Annotated in this window: 16 protein-coding genes; 4 read left to right on the top strand and 12 right to left on the bottom strand. The window is 35.0% G+C overall.

All coding sequences use genetic code 11. The annotated features are described in order from the left end of the window. The first annotated feature begins 81 nt into the window (after nt 1-81). Complete coding sequence (locus tag JOD29_RS07345; protein WP_124764122.1) at nt 82-483, top strand: YugN family protein; 402 nt, start codon at nt 82-84, stop codon at nt 481-483. Nucleotides 484-614: 131 nt separating this feature from the next. Here JOD29_RS07345 and JOD29_RS07340 read toward each other — a convergent pair whose 3' ends face one another. The 6 genes from JOD29_RS07340 to coxB form a co-directional block, all read right to left on the bottom strand. After that, nucleotides 615-1,076, bottom strand: a complete 462-nt coding sequence (locus JOD29_RS07340; RefSeq protein ID WP_124764123.1) for a DUF420 domain-containing protein — start codon at nt 1,074-1,076, stop codon at nt 615-617. An 81-nt stretch (nt 1,077-1,157) separates the two neighbouring features. Next, nucleotides 1,158-2,081 (bottom strand): cytochrome c oxidase assembly factor CtaG, encoded by a 924-nt coding sequence (gene ctaG, locus JOD29_RS07335; protein WP_124764124.1) that lies wholly within the window; start codon nt 2,079-2,081, stop codon nt 1,158-1,160. 177 nt (nt 2,082-2,258) lie between these two features. After that, a complete protein-coding gene (locus tag JOD29_RS07330) occupies nt 2,259-2,600 on the bottom strand; it encodes a cytochrome C oxidase subunit IV family protein (protein WP_124764125.1) in 342 nt (113 codons plus the stop codon). A 1-nt stretch (nt 2,601) separates the two neighbouring features. Continuing rightward, complete coding sequence (locus tag JOD29_RS07325; RefSeq protein WP_124764126.1) at nt 2,602-3,225, bottom strand: cytochrome (ubi)quinol oxidase subunit III; 624 nt, start codon at nt 3,223-3,225, stop codon at nt 2,602-2,604. Continuing rightward, a complete protein-coding gene (locus JOD29_RS07320; RefSeq protein WP_124764127.1) occupies nt 3,225-5,117 on the bottom strand; it encodes a cytochrome c oxidase subunit I in 1,893 nt (630 codons plus the stop codon). The genes JOD29_RS07325 and JOD29_RS07320 overlap by 1 nt, the downstream gene beginning before the upstream one ends. A 42-nt stretch (nt 5,118-5,159) precedes the next feature. Continuing rightward, nucleotides 5,160-6,230, bottom strand: a complete 1,071-nt coding sequence (gene coxB / locus JOD29_RS07315) for a cytochrome c oxidase subunit II (protein WP_124764128.1) — start codon at nt 6,228-6,230, stop codon at nt 5,160-5,162. Between the two features lie 1,367 nt (nt 6,231-7,597). On the opposite strand from coxB, the gene JOD29_RS07305 reads away from it, so the two are divergent. Next, nucleotides 7,598-8,530, top strand: coding sequence for a COX15/CtaA family protein (locus JOD29_RS07305; protein WP_124764129.1), 933 nt, complete (start codon nt 7,598-7,600; stop codon nt 8,528-8,530). A gap of 225 nt (nt 8,531-8,755) precedes the next feature. Here JOD29_RS07305 and pyc read toward each other — a convergent pair whose 3' ends face one another. The 3 genes from pyc to JOD29_RS07290 all read right to left on the bottom strand — a co-directional run bounded on the left by pyc (nt 8,756) and on the right by JOD29_RS07290 (nt 13,729). Further along, entirely contained in the window at nt 8,756-12,190 is a 3,435-nt protein-coding gene (gene pyc / locus JOD29_RS07300) for a pyruvate carboxylase (RefSeq protein ID WP_124764130.1), read from the bottom strand. Between the two features lie 17 nt (nt 12,191-12,207). Continuing rightward, nucleotides 12,208-13,386: an FtsW/RodA/SpoVE family cell cycle protein gene (locus JOD29_RS07295; protein ID WP_124764131.1), complete on the bottom strand. Its 1,179-nt coding sequence runs from the start codon at nt 13,384-13,386 to the stop codon at nt 12,208-12,210. A gap of 61 nt (nt 13,387-13,447) precedes the next feature. Beyond that, complete coding sequence (locus tag JOD29_RS07290) at nt 13,448-13,729, bottom strand: Fpa/YlaN family protein (protein ID WP_124764132.1); 282 nt, start codon at nt 13,727-13,729, stop codon at nt 13,448-13,450. 173 nt (nt 13,730-13,902) lie between these two features. Here JOD29_RS07290 and JOD29_RS07285 point away from each other — a divergent pair, with 173 nt between their 5' ends. Further along, nucleotides 13,903-14,403 (top strand): peptidyl-prolyl cis-trans isomerase, encoded by a 501-nt coding sequence (locus tag JOD29_RS07285; protein WP_124764133.1) that lies wholly within the window; start codon nt 13,903-13,905, stop codon nt 14,401-14,403. Between the two features lie 11 nt (nt 14,404-14,414). Continuing rightward, entirely contained in the window at nt 14,415-14,618 is a 204-nt protein-coding gene (locus JOD29_RS07280; protein ID WP_124764134.1) for a YlaI family protein, read from the top strand. A gap of 67 nt (nt 14,619-14,685) precedes the next feature. On the opposite strand, the gene JOD29_RS07275 is transcribed toward JOD29_RS07280, so the two are convergent. Genes JOD29_RS07275 through JOD29_RS07265 form a run of 3 tightly spaced genes read right to left on the bottom strand, consistent with a single transcriptional unit; the run spans nt 14,686 to nt 17,186 of the window. Beyond that, nucleotides 14,686-15,477: an ABC transporter permease gene (locus JOD29_RS07275; RefSeq protein WP_124764135.1), complete on the bottom strand. Its 792-nt coding sequence runs from the start codon at nt 15,475-15,477 to the stop codon at nt 14,686-14,688. After that, nucleotides 15,455-16,234, bottom strand: coding sequence for an ABC transporter ATP-binding protein (locus tag JOD29_RS07270; RefSeq protein ID WP_124764136.1), 780 nt, complete (start codon nt 16,232-16,234; stop codon nt 15,455-15,457). The genes JOD29_RS07275 and JOD29_RS07270 overlap by 23 nt, the downstream gene beginning before the upstream one ends. A gap of 1 nt (nt 16,235) precedes the next feature. Continuing rightward, nucleotides 16,236-17,186 (bottom strand): ABC transporter substrate-binding protein, encoded by a 951-nt coding sequence (locus JOD29_RS07265; protein WP_124764144.1) that lies wholly within the window; start codon nt 17,184-17,186, stop codon nt 16,236-16,238. Nucleotides 17,187-17,962: the final 776 nt, after the last annotated feature.

Raw genomic sequence — 17,962 nt, 5'->3', positions numbered from 1 at the left:
GCCATTGCAACAAAAGTTAATTTGCTCTATTATAAATATGAGCTTAAAACTAATGTACGAATGCTAAAGGAGGATTATTGTATGTATTTTGAAAACAAAACTCTTGAAAATATAACAGTAGACCAAGAGCTTCTAGTAAGCGTTATGAAAAAACAAGGTTTAGAATGCCATGGTGGTTGGGACTATGACCGCATGACTTTTGATCGTCGTTTTGACATTAAAGAAGGCCGCTTCTACTTACGTGTATTCTGTAGTGCTGTTTCAGGGGATGTTGGTGCTAAAGATGCAGTACTTAAAATCCAAAAGCCTGCACTTGGTAAATACTACTATCCACATGGTGTTGAATACGGCGAAGACGAAGTGTTTCCAAATCATTTAGTTAAAAAATGCGAAGAACTTTTAGCAAACATTAAAAAAGATTTTGCTGAACATGGAATCGATAACGATACAAAAACATATTCTGCAGAAACAGTAGAAGTTTAATTCTATTACTCTGTCTAACTGATTAATAACTACTCAAACACTTTTGGGTAGTTTTTTATTTTCATAGGTTAACTATATAAAAAACTGTATGATGAATGTTGTACCTATTTCATCATACAGTTTGTTTTGTATTATATTCCTAATATTGCCTTTATAACAGATGTTGTTTCGCCGCCCTTGTAGATTACGTAAAGTAATAGGTAAACCATAACACCCGTTATTGCAACAAAGAACCAAATAATACTTGTAATTGGTCCAATTTTTCTATGGAGTGTGTATTTTGTTTTAAGACCTGTTACAATACTTACAATTCCAAATACTGCTCCAACCGTTGCTAAAATTATGTGGAATACTAAGAAGAAAGTATAATAAATTTTTATTTCATCTGGCCCGCCAAAAGAAGTATTACCAATGAAGACCGTTCTCGAAGCATAAATAATAAAGAATAATAATGCTGAAATTCCAGCAGCTAGCATAACTTTTTTATGTGCTTCAACTTTCCCCTTAAAAATTTGTACCCAGCCAATCGCAACTAAAATTGCACTAAGTACAATAAAGAAAGTACTAATTGTTGGTAGAATAGGTAAACCCATAAGAAACATTCTCCCTATCATTTTTATGTATTTTCCAAATTAGATGTATTCGGCCCCAGTATTTTTGGACCGAACACACGTTTAGAATTGTTGAGTTTGATTTTTGGAAGCTTGGAAATCCCTTAATGCTTTTTCTGTAATTTCATCGTCATTCTTACGTTCTTCTCTCCACCAAACACGGAACACTCTAAATAAAACAACCGCAAAGATGATTTCTTGAAGAATTTTCATAAGAACCCCGCCTAATTGCTGATCACCAACTGGGCTCATGTTATTAAACAATTCAGGGCCAGATAATGTTAATCCAGATAACGTTGAAGCTGGTACACATAGCTCCATTGCTTTTAACCAAGTTTCCCCGTCAGTATAAGTTGCATACATTGCTTCTGGCGCAAAGATAATGAGTGCACAAGCAGGCGTAATTAAAACTGCGTTTCCGATAATATAGCCGATTTTATACAGGCTTTTCATTTTGTACTGACCATCTACATTGTTGATTAGAGGCCAATTCATGAAGAATGCAGATAAAAATAAGAAAAATGTAAAAATACCATGAAACGTCTCATCGAGTTTAATTGTATCGAAAACTAGAGGAATATGATAAACCGAGAACATCAGGGCAAATACAAATAATGCCACAACTGGTTGCGCAAAGATTTTAAATATTCCCTTTACTACTGGTGCATCCACAACTATTTTCCAAATCCACCATGGAATCCCTTTTATAATTAGCATCGGAATTAATAAAAGTAGGAGAGCCATCTGAACCATATGATATGTGAACATAATATGAGACAGTAAATCAATAGGAGAACCTTTTACGATATAAAGTAAGATCATAGCTATAACAAAATATATTGCCTCACTTCTTTTTAAAGGTTCACTTACTTTAAAATCTTTTCTCCAAACAACCGTAACCAAAAAATATACAACAGTTAGGAATATGATTACCCCAATTAAATAAGGGCTCCATAACGCTTGAAAACCAAATATACTTAAGGGCATTTGCTTTTCGCTCCTTTAATCCTTCAATAGTAATATTATAGAACGCTTACATCGTAACATCAATGAACGAACTTTGACAATTATAAGTATTATTCTACAATTAGACTTATTAAATAAGATTAATTTATACATAAAAAAGAGCTCGACTAATTTTAGTCGAGCTCTTGTTAACAATCCTTACCACCAAATAATAGTTAAGAAAGTAACAAAAATTGGGAAGATGATTAATACACCACTCCAAACAAAAGTTTGAATTATTCCCATATGATGAGTTTTTTTGTCATCCATGTGCATGAATGAATAAAGTTGTAGTACGACTTGAACAGCAGCTAGAAGTAAAATAACAGGTACAACAAAGTATTTTGAGAAACCAGCAGCAACTGATGCGAATGCGACAAATGTTAAGAAAATCATAATCGCAAAGTTTACAACTTGTTTACGCATATGCACTGCATTGTGATGACGCTCATATTCAAATTCAGCTTTGGTCTTAATTTGAACCTGTGTATTATGTGCCATATTATCCTAACACCCCCATCAAGTATACAACAGTAAAGATGAATACCCAAACAACATCAATAAAATGCCAGAAAATAGATGCAGCATAATATTTTGGAGCATTATATAAGTTTAAACCTCGTTTAGCGTTTCTTACAATTAAACAAACAATCCACACTAAACCAATCACAACGTGTAATCCGTGTGTTCCAACTAGTGTAAAGAAGGCAGAGGAGAACGCGGATTGTGTATAACCAAATCCAATGTGTACATAGTGATTGAACTCATAAATTTCAAGTGCTAAGAATCCAAGTCCTAAAAGAACAGTAATAGACATCCAAAGTTGAACACCCTTAAAATTATGGTTTTTCATATGATACATAGCGTAAACAGATGTTAATGAAGATGTTAAGAGTAACATCGTCATAACAAAGGCAAGTGGAAGTTCAAATAAATTTTGAGTTGAGAACTCCATTCCAGCAGGACCTTTGTTTCTTAATGAAAGGTAAGTAGCAAATACACTGGCAAATAGTGTAATATCACTACAGATAAAAATCCAAATACCAACTAGCTTGTTTTTTCCTTCCTGTGTAGCTTGTTCTGCTCGGTCAGGCCAAGTTTGAGGGGTGAATTTTGTCTCTTCCATTATTTGTTACCCCCTTTTCCATAAAGTTGTTCTTCTGTTGCAATTACTTCTTCAACATGAACATGGAAACCTAGATCGTCTTTTACTGAACGAGTAATCATTGAAGCTACTGTAATACCTAATCCAATAATGATTACCGGAATTGACCATGATACTCCATCTGGATGGTAAAGAGCACCAAATGCTGCGATAAACATACCGATTGACATAATTAAAGGTAAAATAGAATTATTAGGCATATGAATATCACTTAAAGGCTCTGCATATGTCATTCCTTCTTTGTTACCTTCATGTTTTTCAAGCCAGTATGGATCAAATCCACGAACAAGTGGAGTTTGTTTAAAGTTGTAGAAAGGTACTGGAGTTTTAATTGCCCACTCAAGTGAACGTCCATCTTCCCAGTAGTCACGACAATTTAATGGTTTAGATTTAATTGATATTAAAATGTTTAGAACTAATAAAATAACACCGATTGCCATCAAAATTGCACCGATTGATGAAATAAAGTTGAATAAATCCCAACCTTGATTTGCTTGGTACGTGAACACACGACGTGGCATACCCATTAAACCTAAGAAATGTTGAAGGAAGAATGTTAAATGGAATCCAATAAAGAATGTCCAGAAAGTCAATACTCCCAATTTTTCACCTAATGCACGGTTAAACATAATTGGCCAATAAAAATGCATTGAACCAAAAATAGCTGTTACAATCCCACCAACGATTACGTAGTGGAAGTGAGCTACGATGAAATAAGAATCATGTAATTGGTAATCTAATGGTGCAGTTGCCTGCATAACCCCTGTTACCCCACCAGCTACGAATGATGGAATGAATCCTAAAGCCCATAACATTGGAACAGTAACTTTAATTGAACCGCCCCAAATAGTTAGAATCCAGTTAAATACTTTCATACCAGTTGGAACAGCAATTGCCATTGTTGCTACAGCGAAAATTGCGTTAGCAGTTGGCCCAAGACCTGTTGTAAACATGTGGTGAGCCCAAACCATGAATCCTAAGAATCCAATTAAAATTGTAGCGAATACCATTGAAGAATATCCAAATAAACGCTTACGTGCAAATACCGGAATAATTTCAGAGAATAAACCGAATGCAGGTAATACTAAGATATATACTTCAGGGTGACCAAAAATCCAGAATAAATGCTCCCAAATTATTGTATTACCACCCATTGTATGATCAAAGAAATTTGCTTCGAACATACGGTCCACTAACATAAAGAATAAACCAACTGTAAGTGGAGGGAATGCGAACATAATTAATGCACTTGTAATTAAAGTAGTCCAAGTAAACAAAGGCATACGCATGAACGTCATACCAGGTGCACGCATTGTAATAATTGTAACAATGAAGTTAATACCAGAAATTAACGTACCCGCACCAGAAATTTGTAACCCTAATACATAGAAATCAATACCATGTCCAGGTGAATATAAAGATAATGATGCATAAGAAGTCCACCCAGCATCAGGAGCTCCACCTAAGAAGAATGATAAATGTAAAAATACAGCTCCTAGGAAGAATAACCAAAATCCTAATGAGTTTAAGAATGGAAACGCAACGTCACGTGCACCAATTTGTAAAGGTACAACAGCGTTCATAAATCCAAATAGCAATGGTGTAGCAGCTAAGAATAGCATTGTAGTACCATGCATTGTTAATAATTGATTAAAAAGACCAGCTGAAACAAAATCGTTGTTTGGAACCATCAACTGAATACGCATTAAAAGCGCTTCGAAACCAGCAATAGCAAAGAACAATGTTCCAGCTAATAAATACATAACACCTAGTTTCTTATGGTCTACAGTTGTTAAATAGTCCCAAAATACTGCTCCAAAGCCCTTTTTATTAGAGACTGCGACAGAGCTCACAACTTTAACCTCCCTCAAAGATTCTATCTAGTTAGTTCAAAATTAATCTTCTACAGATAAACTCATAATATAGTCAGCAACTGCGCTAACTTCTTCGTCAGATAATTTTCCATAAGCACCAGTCATTAAGTTACCTGGTTTAATGCTTTCAGGATTTTTTACCCAAGTTTCTATGCTATCTTTAGAATGTTCTAATACACCCGCAACGCGATTACGGTCACCAAACGCAGTTAAGTTTGGACCCATCGCACCACTAGCACCAGCACCAGAAACTGCGTGACATCCTAAACAATTTGCAGCAAATGTTGCTTCACCTAAATCTGTTGAATCTTTTGAAGCAGTTTGACCTTCAGTTGCTTGCATTGCAGCAACCCATGTATCAAAAGCATCGCGATCTAAAGTTTTAACCTTAAAGTCCATTAAAGCGTGAGATGGACCACATAACTCAGCACACTTACCGTAGAAAACACCATCTTTTAGCCCTTGAGATTCCTCATCGAATTCTAAATAGAATTTGTTAACGTTTTCAACGTTAGTATCCATTTTACCACCGATTGATGGAATCCAGAATGAGTGCTTAACATCTGCAGCTTTCAAGTTAAAGTAAACCTTTTCATCAGTAGGAACAACAAGTTCTTGAGCAGTTACGATCCCTTGTTCTGGATATTCAAATTCCCACCAGTATAACTTTGCAGTAACATTAACTGTTAATGCTGTTTTGTTACCATCTTCGTCTACATGTTCCATTGCAGCAACGTCACCTAATTTATAAGTAGTTACAAGCGTTGGCACAGATAAAATTAAAAGTAAAATAATCGGAATTACTGTCCAAATAACTTCAAGTGTATGACTTCCTTCTACTTGTTTTGGAATATAGTTCTCATCTTGTTTTTTACGACGGAACTTCACAAATGCAAGTAAATATAGAACTGAAACTACTACTACTACTAATGCCATAATTGAAGTAGAGAATATTAGTAAGTTCAACTGTTGTTTTCCAACTGCACCAGCTGGCTTAAGTGTTGAAATATAATTTTCGCCACAAGCTGAAAGAAAAACAGTCATCACTGCTAATAGCGAGAAAAGACGCCATTTTTTAAGCCCTTTCATCATAGCTTAATTAAACCCCTCTTTCTTTTTTGTATTTCATGTGTAACTTGGACTTGGTTTTGCGTTATATTTGAATTCTATATTAAGAAAGAATCCCATAAACTATTGTGCCTTCCTACTTAACAAGGTTTGTACCATACTATTGAAGTTAAACAAAAACGGACAAAGATGATCATGGATACAAACAAAATGGTCATGTGAATAATTGAACATTTTTTTGTCCATTTCAGATAATAATCTTTGTGTAAAGTCATTAATAGCTAATATTAACGCCCCTACATTCAATAGTGTTACTAAAATTATAAAGCCAATACCTAACTTGGCCAAAAGGAGTGGTAAAGGAAACAAAGGAAAACTCCATAATATCATGGAATTACGTTCTTTTAAATCCTTTTAATACCAGTAACATTGGCATTTTTGCTGCTCGTTATTCAATAAGTTCGTTGCACGGCTAGCCATAAAAATGATGTGGTTGCCAACTTAACATTATTAATAGTACAATTGCAGCTATTCCAAGAGAATACTCTACGTATTTCATCCGATTAATAGTGAATCACCTCTGAAATACTCTCCTTTAGTGTTACCCACAAACTTCCTTTTAGACCACATAGAATATAGAACAATATACGCTATAATTCCAACAAGTCCCCACATGCCAGCAGCAAGTGCTACTATAAATAACAAAATTTCACCTACAATTAAATGAAAGAGATATTGCCAATACGTGTCTTTGCTTTAATGTGCTAGTTTCTATAGGTCTTGACTTTGTTCTTTTCAATATCAAATCAATGTAGTGATTCATGCCCAGATCAATCAATAATCATTGCTGCAATGTGCAACGTACATATCAGTTTATCTGGATGTTGTAAAAGCTTTGATTCGTAAAATTGAAAAGCTAACCACATACCTTGAAAATATTCACTAAATCGAATTTACAATTCCAATTTTTATAAGTGCAAGAAAATCTTTTAGTACTGTAATCGTTTTAGGATTATTCTCTCTAACAGATCCAAGCATAGGACTATTTGGCAATATTAACCTCCTTTCACTTTTGTAAGCTATTCCGCTAACATTTACTATATCGAAAATTGTTGTTGATTTCTAGACATTAAGTGAAATTTCGATTAAGTTTAATAAAAAAGTAAATGTTTGCAATATTTCCAGTAAACAACAATTATATAGTAATGTATTTTAGTAATACATTTGTGAAAGATAAAGTACGAATTTATGAACAATTTGTGAAATGGTAAGGTTGTATTGGGACTGAAATCCTTTTCAAGTTGTCATTTATTGAATTATTCGCTATTATCTAGAAGCAGAGACGCTTTTTAGAGCGATGTTGATAGACAAAGTAGGTGGCTCAAGTAAAAATGCAACAGAAACAAAATAAACTATTAAAATGGATTGCTGTAGCTACAACAATCGGTATGTTGTTAATTTTATTAGGTGGAGCTCTCGTTACAAAAACCGGTAGTGGTTTAGGTTGCGGAAGAAACTGGCCAGATTGTAATGGTTCTCTCATACCAAAGGAAATAACAACGGAAGTATTAATTGAATTTTCCCATAGATTTGTAACGGGATCTGTTTCAATACTTGTTTTAGCATTAGTTATTTGGACTTGGCGCTCTCTTGGTCATGTTCGAGAAGTGAAGTTTTTAGGGTTCTTAGCAATCTTTTTCCTAGTTGCACAAGCTTTAATCGGTGCAGCACAAGTTTTATGGGGACAAGGTGATTTCATCCTAGCTCTTCATTTCGGCATTTCATTAATTTCTTTCGCGGCCGTATTGCTATTATCAATGATTGTATTCGAGGTCGATAAGAAATTTGATGCTGATAAAGTTTTTATTGATAAAAGATTAAAGTTTCATACAATTGGTGTCACACTTTATTCATATATTGTTGTTTATACTGGTGCACTTGTTCGACATACAGATTCTAGTTTGGTTTGTTTAGACTGGCCATTATGTCGAAATGATCAACCATTCTCTTTACCGAACAATATGTATGAATGGGTTCAAATGGGACATCGACTAGCTGTTTTATTAATATTTATTTGGATTACATATATTACTGTTTACGCCATCAAGAATTATCAAAATCAACAAGTACTTTATTGGGGTTGGATTACGGCATTTATTCTCGTTATACTTCAAGTAACAGCAGGAATGTTAATTATCTTTACTAGATTAAACCTAATCGTATCATTAATGCATTCCTTATTTATCTCATTATTATTTGGCTTGTTCTGCTACTTTATACTCCTAATAGCGCGTAGTAATCTTAATGAAAAGAATCGTAACTAAACTATTAATATTTATTTAGAAACTCGAAAAGGAAATTTTTACTCCCTTTTGAGTTTTTTTCTATTTTCTAGTTCATAGAATTTAAGAGAATTAAAAGTAAGTCATTTGTTGTATTCGACACCTTCTCAAATACTAGTAACCGCAAGAATAAAAACAATAAAATTTATAAGTATCAAAAAGGGCTATCCATTTCTGGACAGCCCTTTTAATTATAGTATTATTATTTTACTCAATTTCAATTAGTAGGTCGCCTGTAGAAATTGCGTCTCCTGCAGAAGCATAAACTTCTTTGACAACACCATCTTTTGGCGCTTGTACGGTTGTTTCCATTTTCATTGCTTCAGTAATTAGGAGATGATCTCCACGTTTTACTGAACTACCTTTTGAAACAACTACTTTAAGTACAGTACCAGGCATCGTTGCTCCAATTTGGTTTGGATTGCTTGGATCAGCTTTTAGTGCGATCGTTCCATCGACTTCAACAGTTAAATCTTGAATCACTAATTCACGTGATTGACCGTTTAACTCAAAGTATATAATACGAGTTCCGTCGTGCTGAGGCTCACCAATTTCAATCAATTTTATGATTAATGTTTTTCCTTTTTCAATTTCAACTTCTATTTCTTCGCCGAGTTTTAATCCATAGAAGAACGTTGGTGTATCTAATACAGAAATATCTCCGAATTGATTTACAGCTGAAACATATTGTTCAAACACCTTTGGATATAGAGCATAGGCTAATACATCTTGTTTAGTTGCTGAACGACCAAACTTCTGTTCAATTGTTTGTTCAAGCTCTTTAAAATCAACTGGTTCTAGTAATTCACCTGGACGAACCGTTATTGCTTCACGGTCTTTAAGAATAACTTTTTGTAATTCTTCTGGGAATCCACCATGAGGTTGCCCTAAATAGCCTTGGAAGAATTCTACAACTGAATCTGGGAAGTCAATCGTTATACCTCTTGTATAAATATTCTCCTCATTTAAGTCGTTCTGAACCATAAATAAAGCCATATCACCTACAACTTTTGAAGATGGTGTTACTTTAACAATATCTCCAAACAATAGGTTCACACGAGAATACATCTTTTTCACTTCATCCCAGCGATCACCCAATCCTACTGCTTTCGCTTGTTGTTGTAGGTTACTATATTGTCCACCTGGCATTTCGTGCACATAAATCTCAGAATGCGGACTATTCATACCACTTTCAAAGTCGTTATAGTACTTACGAACATCATCCCAATAGTAAGAAAGCTGTTCCAATGATTCAATATCCGCGCGAAGTTCGCGTTTATTGCCTTTCATCGCATAATATAATGAGTTTGCGCTTGGTTGTGAAGTCAAACCAGACATTGAACCTAAAGCAGTATCAATAATATCGACACCTGCTTCAATTGCTCTAGCATAAGTGTAAATACCATTTCCACTAGTATCATGTGTATGAAGATGAATTGGTAAATTTGTTGCCTCTTTTAACTCTGAAACTAAACGATAAGCAGCTTCTGGTTTTAGTAAACCTGCCATATCTTTAATGGCTAAAATATGAGCTCCTGTTTCCTCTAAGGCTTTTGCCATATCTTTATAATATTGAACAGAGTATTTCGAACGGCTATCATCTAAAATATCTCCTGTATAACAAATTGTAGCTTCAGCAATTTTCCCAGATTGACGTACTTCATCAATTGCCACTTCCATACCTTTGATCCAGTTCAAACTGTCGAAGATTCGGAATACATCAATACCTGACCCTGCAGATTCTTTTATAAATTCACGAATTAGGTTGTCTGGATAGTTTTGGTAACCAACTGCATTGGCACCTCGGAATAACATTTGGAACAAGACATTCGGAATTTGTTTGCGAAGCGTTTCTAGACGTGCCCAAGGGTCTTCTTTTAAGAAACGATAAGATACATCAAATGTTGCCCCTCCCCACATTTCAAATGAGAAGAAATTATGCAACATACGAGCGTTATAATCTGCTATTTGGAACATATCCTGTGAACGAACACGTGTCGCAAGTAATGATTGATGTGCATCACGGAAAGTTGTATCAGTTAATAAAACTTCATTTTGTTGCTTAATCCACTCTACTAAACCTTCAGGGCCACATTCGTCTAAGATTTGCTTTGTTCCATTTGGCACTTCAGTTGGAAGAGTAATTTTAGGCTTATTAGGTTGAACCAATATAGGTTTCTTTTTCTTTTCAATACCTGGGAAACCATTTAAAGTTACATTACCGATATAGTTTAATAGTTTTGTTCCACGGTCTTTTCTTTCTGGGAATTCAAATAATTCTGGCGTTGAGTCGATAAAGCTCGTATCAAATTCCCCAGTTATAAATTTCTCATGTAAAACTACATTACCTAAAAACGGAATATTCGTTTTTACACCACGAATACGGAACTCGCGGAGATTACGGTCCATTTTTGCAGCTGCTTCACGGAATGTCATACCCCAAGTTGAAATTTTTACTAATAAAGAATCATAGTAAGGTGTAACAACAGCACCTTGGAAACCGTTACCCGCATCTAAACGAACACCAAATCCTCCACTTGAGCGGTATACCATTAACTTCCCTGTATCCGGCATAAAGTTGTTTGTTGGATCTTCAGTTGTTACACGAGATTGAATCGCATAACCGAATAATGGAATTTTATCTTGCTCAGGTATTCCAATATAATCGGAGAATAAAGACTGTCCCTCTGCTATTTTAATTTGAGCATGGACAATATCAATACCAGTAATCATTTCTGTAATTGTATGTTCCACTTGAATACGTGGATTTACTTCAATGAAGTAGAAATCATCACCAGAAACTAAAAATTCTACTGTTCCGGCATTTACGTAATTAACGTTTTTCATTAATTTAACGGCTGCATCACAAATACGATTTCGTAAATCTTGTGATATTGAATTGGAAGGTGCTATTTCAACAACCTTTTGATGACGTCTTTGAATAGAACAGTCACGTTCATATAGATGAACAATATTTCCTTCATCATCACCTAAAATTTGAACTTCGATATGCTTCGGTTTAATAATTGCCTTCTCTACATAAACTTCATCAGACCCGAAAGCTGCTTTTGCTTCTGATTTTGCACGTTCATAAGCAGATGCTAACTCTTCTTTTGTTTGTACTAGACGCATTCCACGTCCTCCGCCACCTAGCGCAGCTTTAATCATTAATGGATAGCCATATTGTTCACCAAATGCTGCCACTTCTTCAAGAGAGTTAACTGGACCATCACTGCCAGGTATTACAGGAATATTTGCCTGAATTGCTTGTTCTCTTGCTTTTACTTTGTCACCAAACATATGTAGATGTGTTGAAGTTGGGCCTATAAATATAATTCCTTCCTCTTCGCAACGTCTAGCAAACTCGACATTTTCAGATAAAAAGCCATAACCAGGGTGAATCGCATCTACATTTGAGTGCTTAGCGATTTCAATGATTCCTTCAATATCTAAGTATGCATCAATTGGTTTTTTCCCTTTACCCACTAAGTAAGATTCATCAGACTTGTAACGATGATATGATCCACTATCTTCACGAGAATAAATTGCTACTGTTTTCAGATTTAACTCATTGCATGCACGAAAAATTCGAATTGCAATTTCGCCACGATTGGCAACTAATATCTTATTAATTTTACCCATCCACCAAAACTCCCCTTTTACAATTTTCTCTTTTCTAACTTCACATACATAGAAACATTTATTAGTATCCCCATGGCTAGTGAAAGTAATATTATAGATGTTCCACCATAGCTAATAAAAGGTAGTGTAACACCGGTTAACGGGATAAGTCCCGATAGTCCCCCTAAGTTAATAAATGTTTGAATTGCAATCCAACTTGCGATCCCCGCGGCAATCATACGCGCTAATGGGTCTTTCGTGTTAATTGCAATGAGAAGCGCTTTCAAAATAATAAAACCAAGTCCTCCAAGAACTATAATTACCCCCAAAATCCCCAATTCTTCCGCAATGATTGCCATAATAAAATCGGTTTGCGGTTCAGGTAAGTAACCAAGTTTTTGAATCGATTGCCCCAAACCAACGCCATCTAATCCACCAGAACCAATTGCAATATATCCGTTTATAACTTGATGGCCAGACCCACTTTCATATTCAAATGGGTTTAGAAATGCTTTAAATCGTCCAAGGCGGTTTGGAGTTAATATTTCATCACCTTTAACAAGCATTAAAAATCCTATAATTGCTGCACCAAATCCACCTAAAACAGCAAAAAATTTCATAAATATTCTAAAACGAATTCCACTAGCGGCTACTACAGCGAATGCAATGCCAGAGATAATGCCAACAGCCCCTAAATCGGTTTCGTTTGCAACACAAAAAATCACGCCAATCCAAACAATAATCGGATAAATAATATTATTTGGTTGTAATTCTTCAATTGAATTATTGCGGCTCTTATTATAAAAAGCACCTGCAAAATATAATATAATAAATAGTTTAGCAAATTCCGAAGGCTGAAAGGTTGTTATATTAAAAACATTAATCCAACTTTGCGAACCAGTTGAATCTTCCCCTACTCCAAAATTCCATACCCAGAAAAGTAAAACTAACATGATCCCCAATAAGACAACCATTAATTTTTTATTACTATAGTGTTTATAGGGAAAAAAAGCACCAACTAAAAATGCTAATCCCGCCACAACTAAATTAAATAATTGTTTTTTATAGAAATAATCTGGTGATGCGTCTTCGTAAACAATTGCAACCATCATACTTGCGCTATAAATCATGACTAGTCCAAATAAACACATAAATACATATGTGAAAAATAAAGGGTAATCAAAATTCCTTACATACGTAGCTAAATATTTTCTCATTTTTCAAAACCTCATTTTAGAAAAAAAACTCAAATCGCGAAATTGCGTTTGAGTTTTTCTATTATCTGTTTGTGTACGCTTCATGTAACAGGGATAGCTCTTTTTCTAACGTATCGAGAATGCTTTTCCCTTGTTCACGCTCAATTAAGCCTAACTTAACAGCAAAATCTATTTCACGTGATAAGCCAAACATTTGTGTATCTAAGACTTCTTCATATAAAGGACATTGTGGCATCGTTAAATGATCCATCTGTACTCTTATCAAACGTGCTATTTTATCTGCATCTGATAGAAGTAATTCCACTGCTTTTTCCTGGAAGGAAGCTGGTGATTTCGTATCCATGAGGACGCCCCCATCTATGATATATAATATTCTTCTAATCTATCTTAGTAAATTTTATCTTTTAGCTGATAAAATTGCAAGTGTATACAACATTAATCGATTATAATTCTTTGTGAAACATCATTTCTAGCGGTATACTGTACATGATAGATAAATTAGGGGGTTTATTTAGTATGGAAAATATTATTCCAATTAAAGGTGCCGTTACATATAAAATAACAATTGATCCAACTGTTTGGATTTTCGACGATCGTCGTATTGATTTAAAAACTTATTTTACTGAACCAGATGAACAAGAATCAGAAGACCTAAAATATTTATTATCTATGGGTAAGCATTGGTCTCGCGAAATTATGGAGGGAGCTACATTTCCTCCAACACTGAAAACAGAGAGAAAATTCGATCGCCAAGGTATGAAAACAGGTACATTTGGTATGCCAATTAAATATTTCTTAGACAATGCAAAACTAGAAGAAAATGCAACAAAAGTTATTTTTGAATGCAAAGATGGTTCGGAACATGCATTTTCAGTGGATGAAGCCTATAAGTTAATTTTTAAATTTAGTCAGGATGGTAAACCACTATTAGAAGATGGACCTGTTCATCTTTTATATGCAGATGGGTCAAATGTTGACAATCCGATTAGAAATATTGCAGCAATTCGCGTCGAATAGGAGGTAAAACTATGCGCGTTAAATGTGTCATTTGCGATACGATCACGAACCTTGATGATGACTCACCGTTATCAAAAAAATTGCGCAACCGTCCAATTCATACGTATATGTGCGATGATTGTCACGAGCGTATTGCTACTAAAACGGAAGCTCGTGTAGCAACAGGGAAATTCCGTTTTTTCCGCACCTCTTCAAAATTAGATGAGGATTTCTAATTCTAATGAGCACGTTCGTCCAACAATAAAAAGGTTAGCCTCCATAATGCAAGAGGCTAACCTTTTATTAATCTTTAATAAGTTTTCGCTCTAATAATTCAACTAGTTGATACATAATTGTTGCAAAAATAGCTATGATTAATAATGACATTAATACAAGATTGAAATTAAATACTTGGAATCCGTAGATAATGAGATAACCGAGACCTTTTGAAGAAACAAGGAATTCTCCAACAATTACCCCAACCCACGAAAGACCTACGTTCACTTTTAATGTTGAAATGATTGTCGGGAATGAAGCTGGTAAAATTGCTTCTTTAAACATTTGAAAACGGGTTGCATTAAAAGTCTGTAATACCTTTAAGTAATTTGCATCCACATTTTTAAATGAAGTATAGATGACGATTGTTGAGATAATTACAGATATAATCGCACCCATTGTTATAATAGAAGTCATCCCCGGACCAAGCGCCACAATTAAGATTGGACCTAACGCCACTTTAGGCATCGCATTTAGAATAACTAAATATGGGTCTAAAATTTTAGATAAAAATGGTGACCACCACAAAATTGCAGCTAAAATTGTTCCTAGTAATGTACCAATAACGAACCCTAACACAGTTTCAAATAAAGTATAACTAATATGAACGGCTAAAGTGCCGTCCCTTACATTATCTAAAAACAATATCCAAATTTTTGATGGTGAACTAAAAATTAGTTGGTCAATCCACCTTAAATTAGAAGCAACTTCCCATAAAGTAAAGAAAGCAAGTAAAATTAATAATTGATAAAATCGAACCCAGCGTTTTTCTTTTGCAATGTTTTCTTTAAATTGTTCATGAAGATTGTTGATGTTCAAGACCCTCCATCTCCTTCCAAATAATTTGGAAAAGCGAGGAATAACTTGAATGTGCCCGCGCTTCAAATGGTGTTAATGTTCTAATTTCCTCAGGAACTTCAAAAGTCTTATGCAAGCGGCCAGGTCGAGCGGAAAATAGAAAGATACGGTCACTCATAGCAATTGCCTCCCCAATATCATGGGTTACAAGCACTGCCGTTTTTCCATATTGCTTTAACATTTCAAAAACTAAATCTTCTAATTTTAACTTTGATTGATAATCAAGTGCTGAAAACGGCTCATCAAGTAATAAAATTTTCGGATCAACCGCTAATGTCCTTGCTAACGCAACTCGTTGCCTCATACCTCCTGATAACTCTCTAGGGTACTTTTTCTCAACTGGAGGCAATCCAACGTCTTGTAATAAAGTTGATGCAATTCTCGACTTATCTTCATCACTTTTTTGCAACGTTAACCCAAGCGTCACATTTTCTTCAATCGTTTTCCAGGGGAATAAATAATCTTGCTGAAGCATATACCCTATTGAAAGCTCTTTGTTTCCGAATATTTTTTGATTTTCGATTAAAACCGAACCTACTGTTGGAGAAAACAAACCAGCAATAATTGATAATAAAGTCGTTTTCCCACATCCACTTGGTCCGATAAAAGAAACAAATTCACCCTTTTGTATCGTTAAATTAATATCTCGTAATGCTTCAGTAGCTTCTTTAATTGAAAAATATGTGTGATGAACGTTGCTAACTGTTAAAAAGGTCATTTTACTCCGTTACCTTTTCTGCAAACGAAGTATCTACAAGCTCATTATAATCCATACGTTTTGGAAGTTCCCCTGCTTCTTCCATAATGTCTTGTAAGTTATTCCATTCCTCTTCATCTAAAATTGGATCTTTTGCGTAAGATTCTTGAGATTTATATCTTTCAACAACTGTCGCAATTAATTCAACTTCAGTATCTTCGAAGAATGGTTGAATTACTTCTGCTACTTCTTCAGATGACGATGCGTATACCCAATCTTGAGCTTTTTTTATTGCTCTTGTAAATTTCTCAACCACTTCAGAATTTTCATTAATAAAGCTATCTTTTGTCATGAACACTGTATATGGTAAATGACCTGACTCTTCACCAAATGACGCAACAATATGGCCAACACCTTCTTGTTCAAATACACTTGCAGTCGGTTCGAATAATTGAACGAAATCACCAGTGCCAGAAGCAAAAGCTGTTGAAACATTCGCAAAGTCAATGTTTTGAATTAATTCTAGGTCAGCTTGTGGGTTAATATCATGTTTCTTTAATACAAATTCACCTGCCATTTGAGGCATGCCACCCTTACGTTGTCCAAGGAAAGTTGAACCTTTTAGCATATCCCATGAGAAATTTTCAATTTTTTCTCGAGAAACTAAGAATGTCCCATCAGTTTGTGTTAATTGGGCAAAGTTTTTTATTGGGTCGTTTGCTCCTTGAGCAGTTACATAAATTGAGGTCTCAGAACCAACTAAAGCAACATCAATACCACCTGACAAAAGGGCTGTCATCGTTTTATCTCCACCTGCAATTGTAGATAATTCAACTTTTAAGCCTTCTTCTTCAAAGAAGCCTTTTTCAATCGCTACATATTGAGGTGCGTAGAATATTGAACGTGTTACCTCCCCAACCTTCACTTCTTGCAGATCTTGCTTACCGCATGCAGAGAGAAGGAACATCATCATGCATGAAATAATCACAAAAATACTTGGCTTCAACCACTTTCTCACCGCTATAACCTCCTCTAAAATTCGTACTTTTTTACCTAGAGTAGGTTATGCACCAATAAAAAAATGTGTGAATGCCTAGTGAGATGCAGAGGTATGTTTTATAAGCCTAACATTTTTGGGGAGCTATCGACATACGAGTTGAGATGAGTATAAGTTTAAAAAAGAAGAAATTGGCGTATTATCTAATGCCGAAGTTACGACTTTTTTGAATAGGGGACTTTGACCGCTTTCCCAAATTATTTTCCTTTACATTTGTTTGATGAAGGGGATTCTGATCATACTTTCACCTAATTCCCCTTTTCATTCCCCCGATGAAGAGGATTTTGGTTACTTTTCATTCCAACCAGATTTCCCTTTCACTCCCTTGATGAAAGGGTCTTTGGTCATGCTACCACTCGATTTCCCTCTTTATTCTTTTGATGAAGAGGATTTTTTATTAGTTTAATCCCCCCTATAACAATGGACCCCCTTCTTTCCCCATTATTAACATCAAAAAAGCTAGCTCCAAATGGAACTAGCGTTATTTAAATTATTTGCTCTGAGTCAAAAAGTGGGCGGCCTACAGACCCTTGAAACAGTTTTTGCAACTGCCGCTACGCTTTCGTTGCAGAAAAGTGGGCGGCCTACAGGCCGCCCACTTCAGACTGTAGACAAACTCGAAATTTCGAGTTTGCCTACAGTCTTTTTTCTTTTAAAATAAAAGTAATAGTTTTTGAAATAGAGTTAGTTGA

This window comes from Lysinibacillus composti, from assembly GCF_016908465.1.
Classification (GTDB): Bacteria; Bacillota; Bacilli; order Bacillales_A; family Planococcaceae; genus Ureibacillus; species Ureibacillus composti_A.
This window is presented reverse-complemented; position numbering and strand designations above follow the sequence as displayed.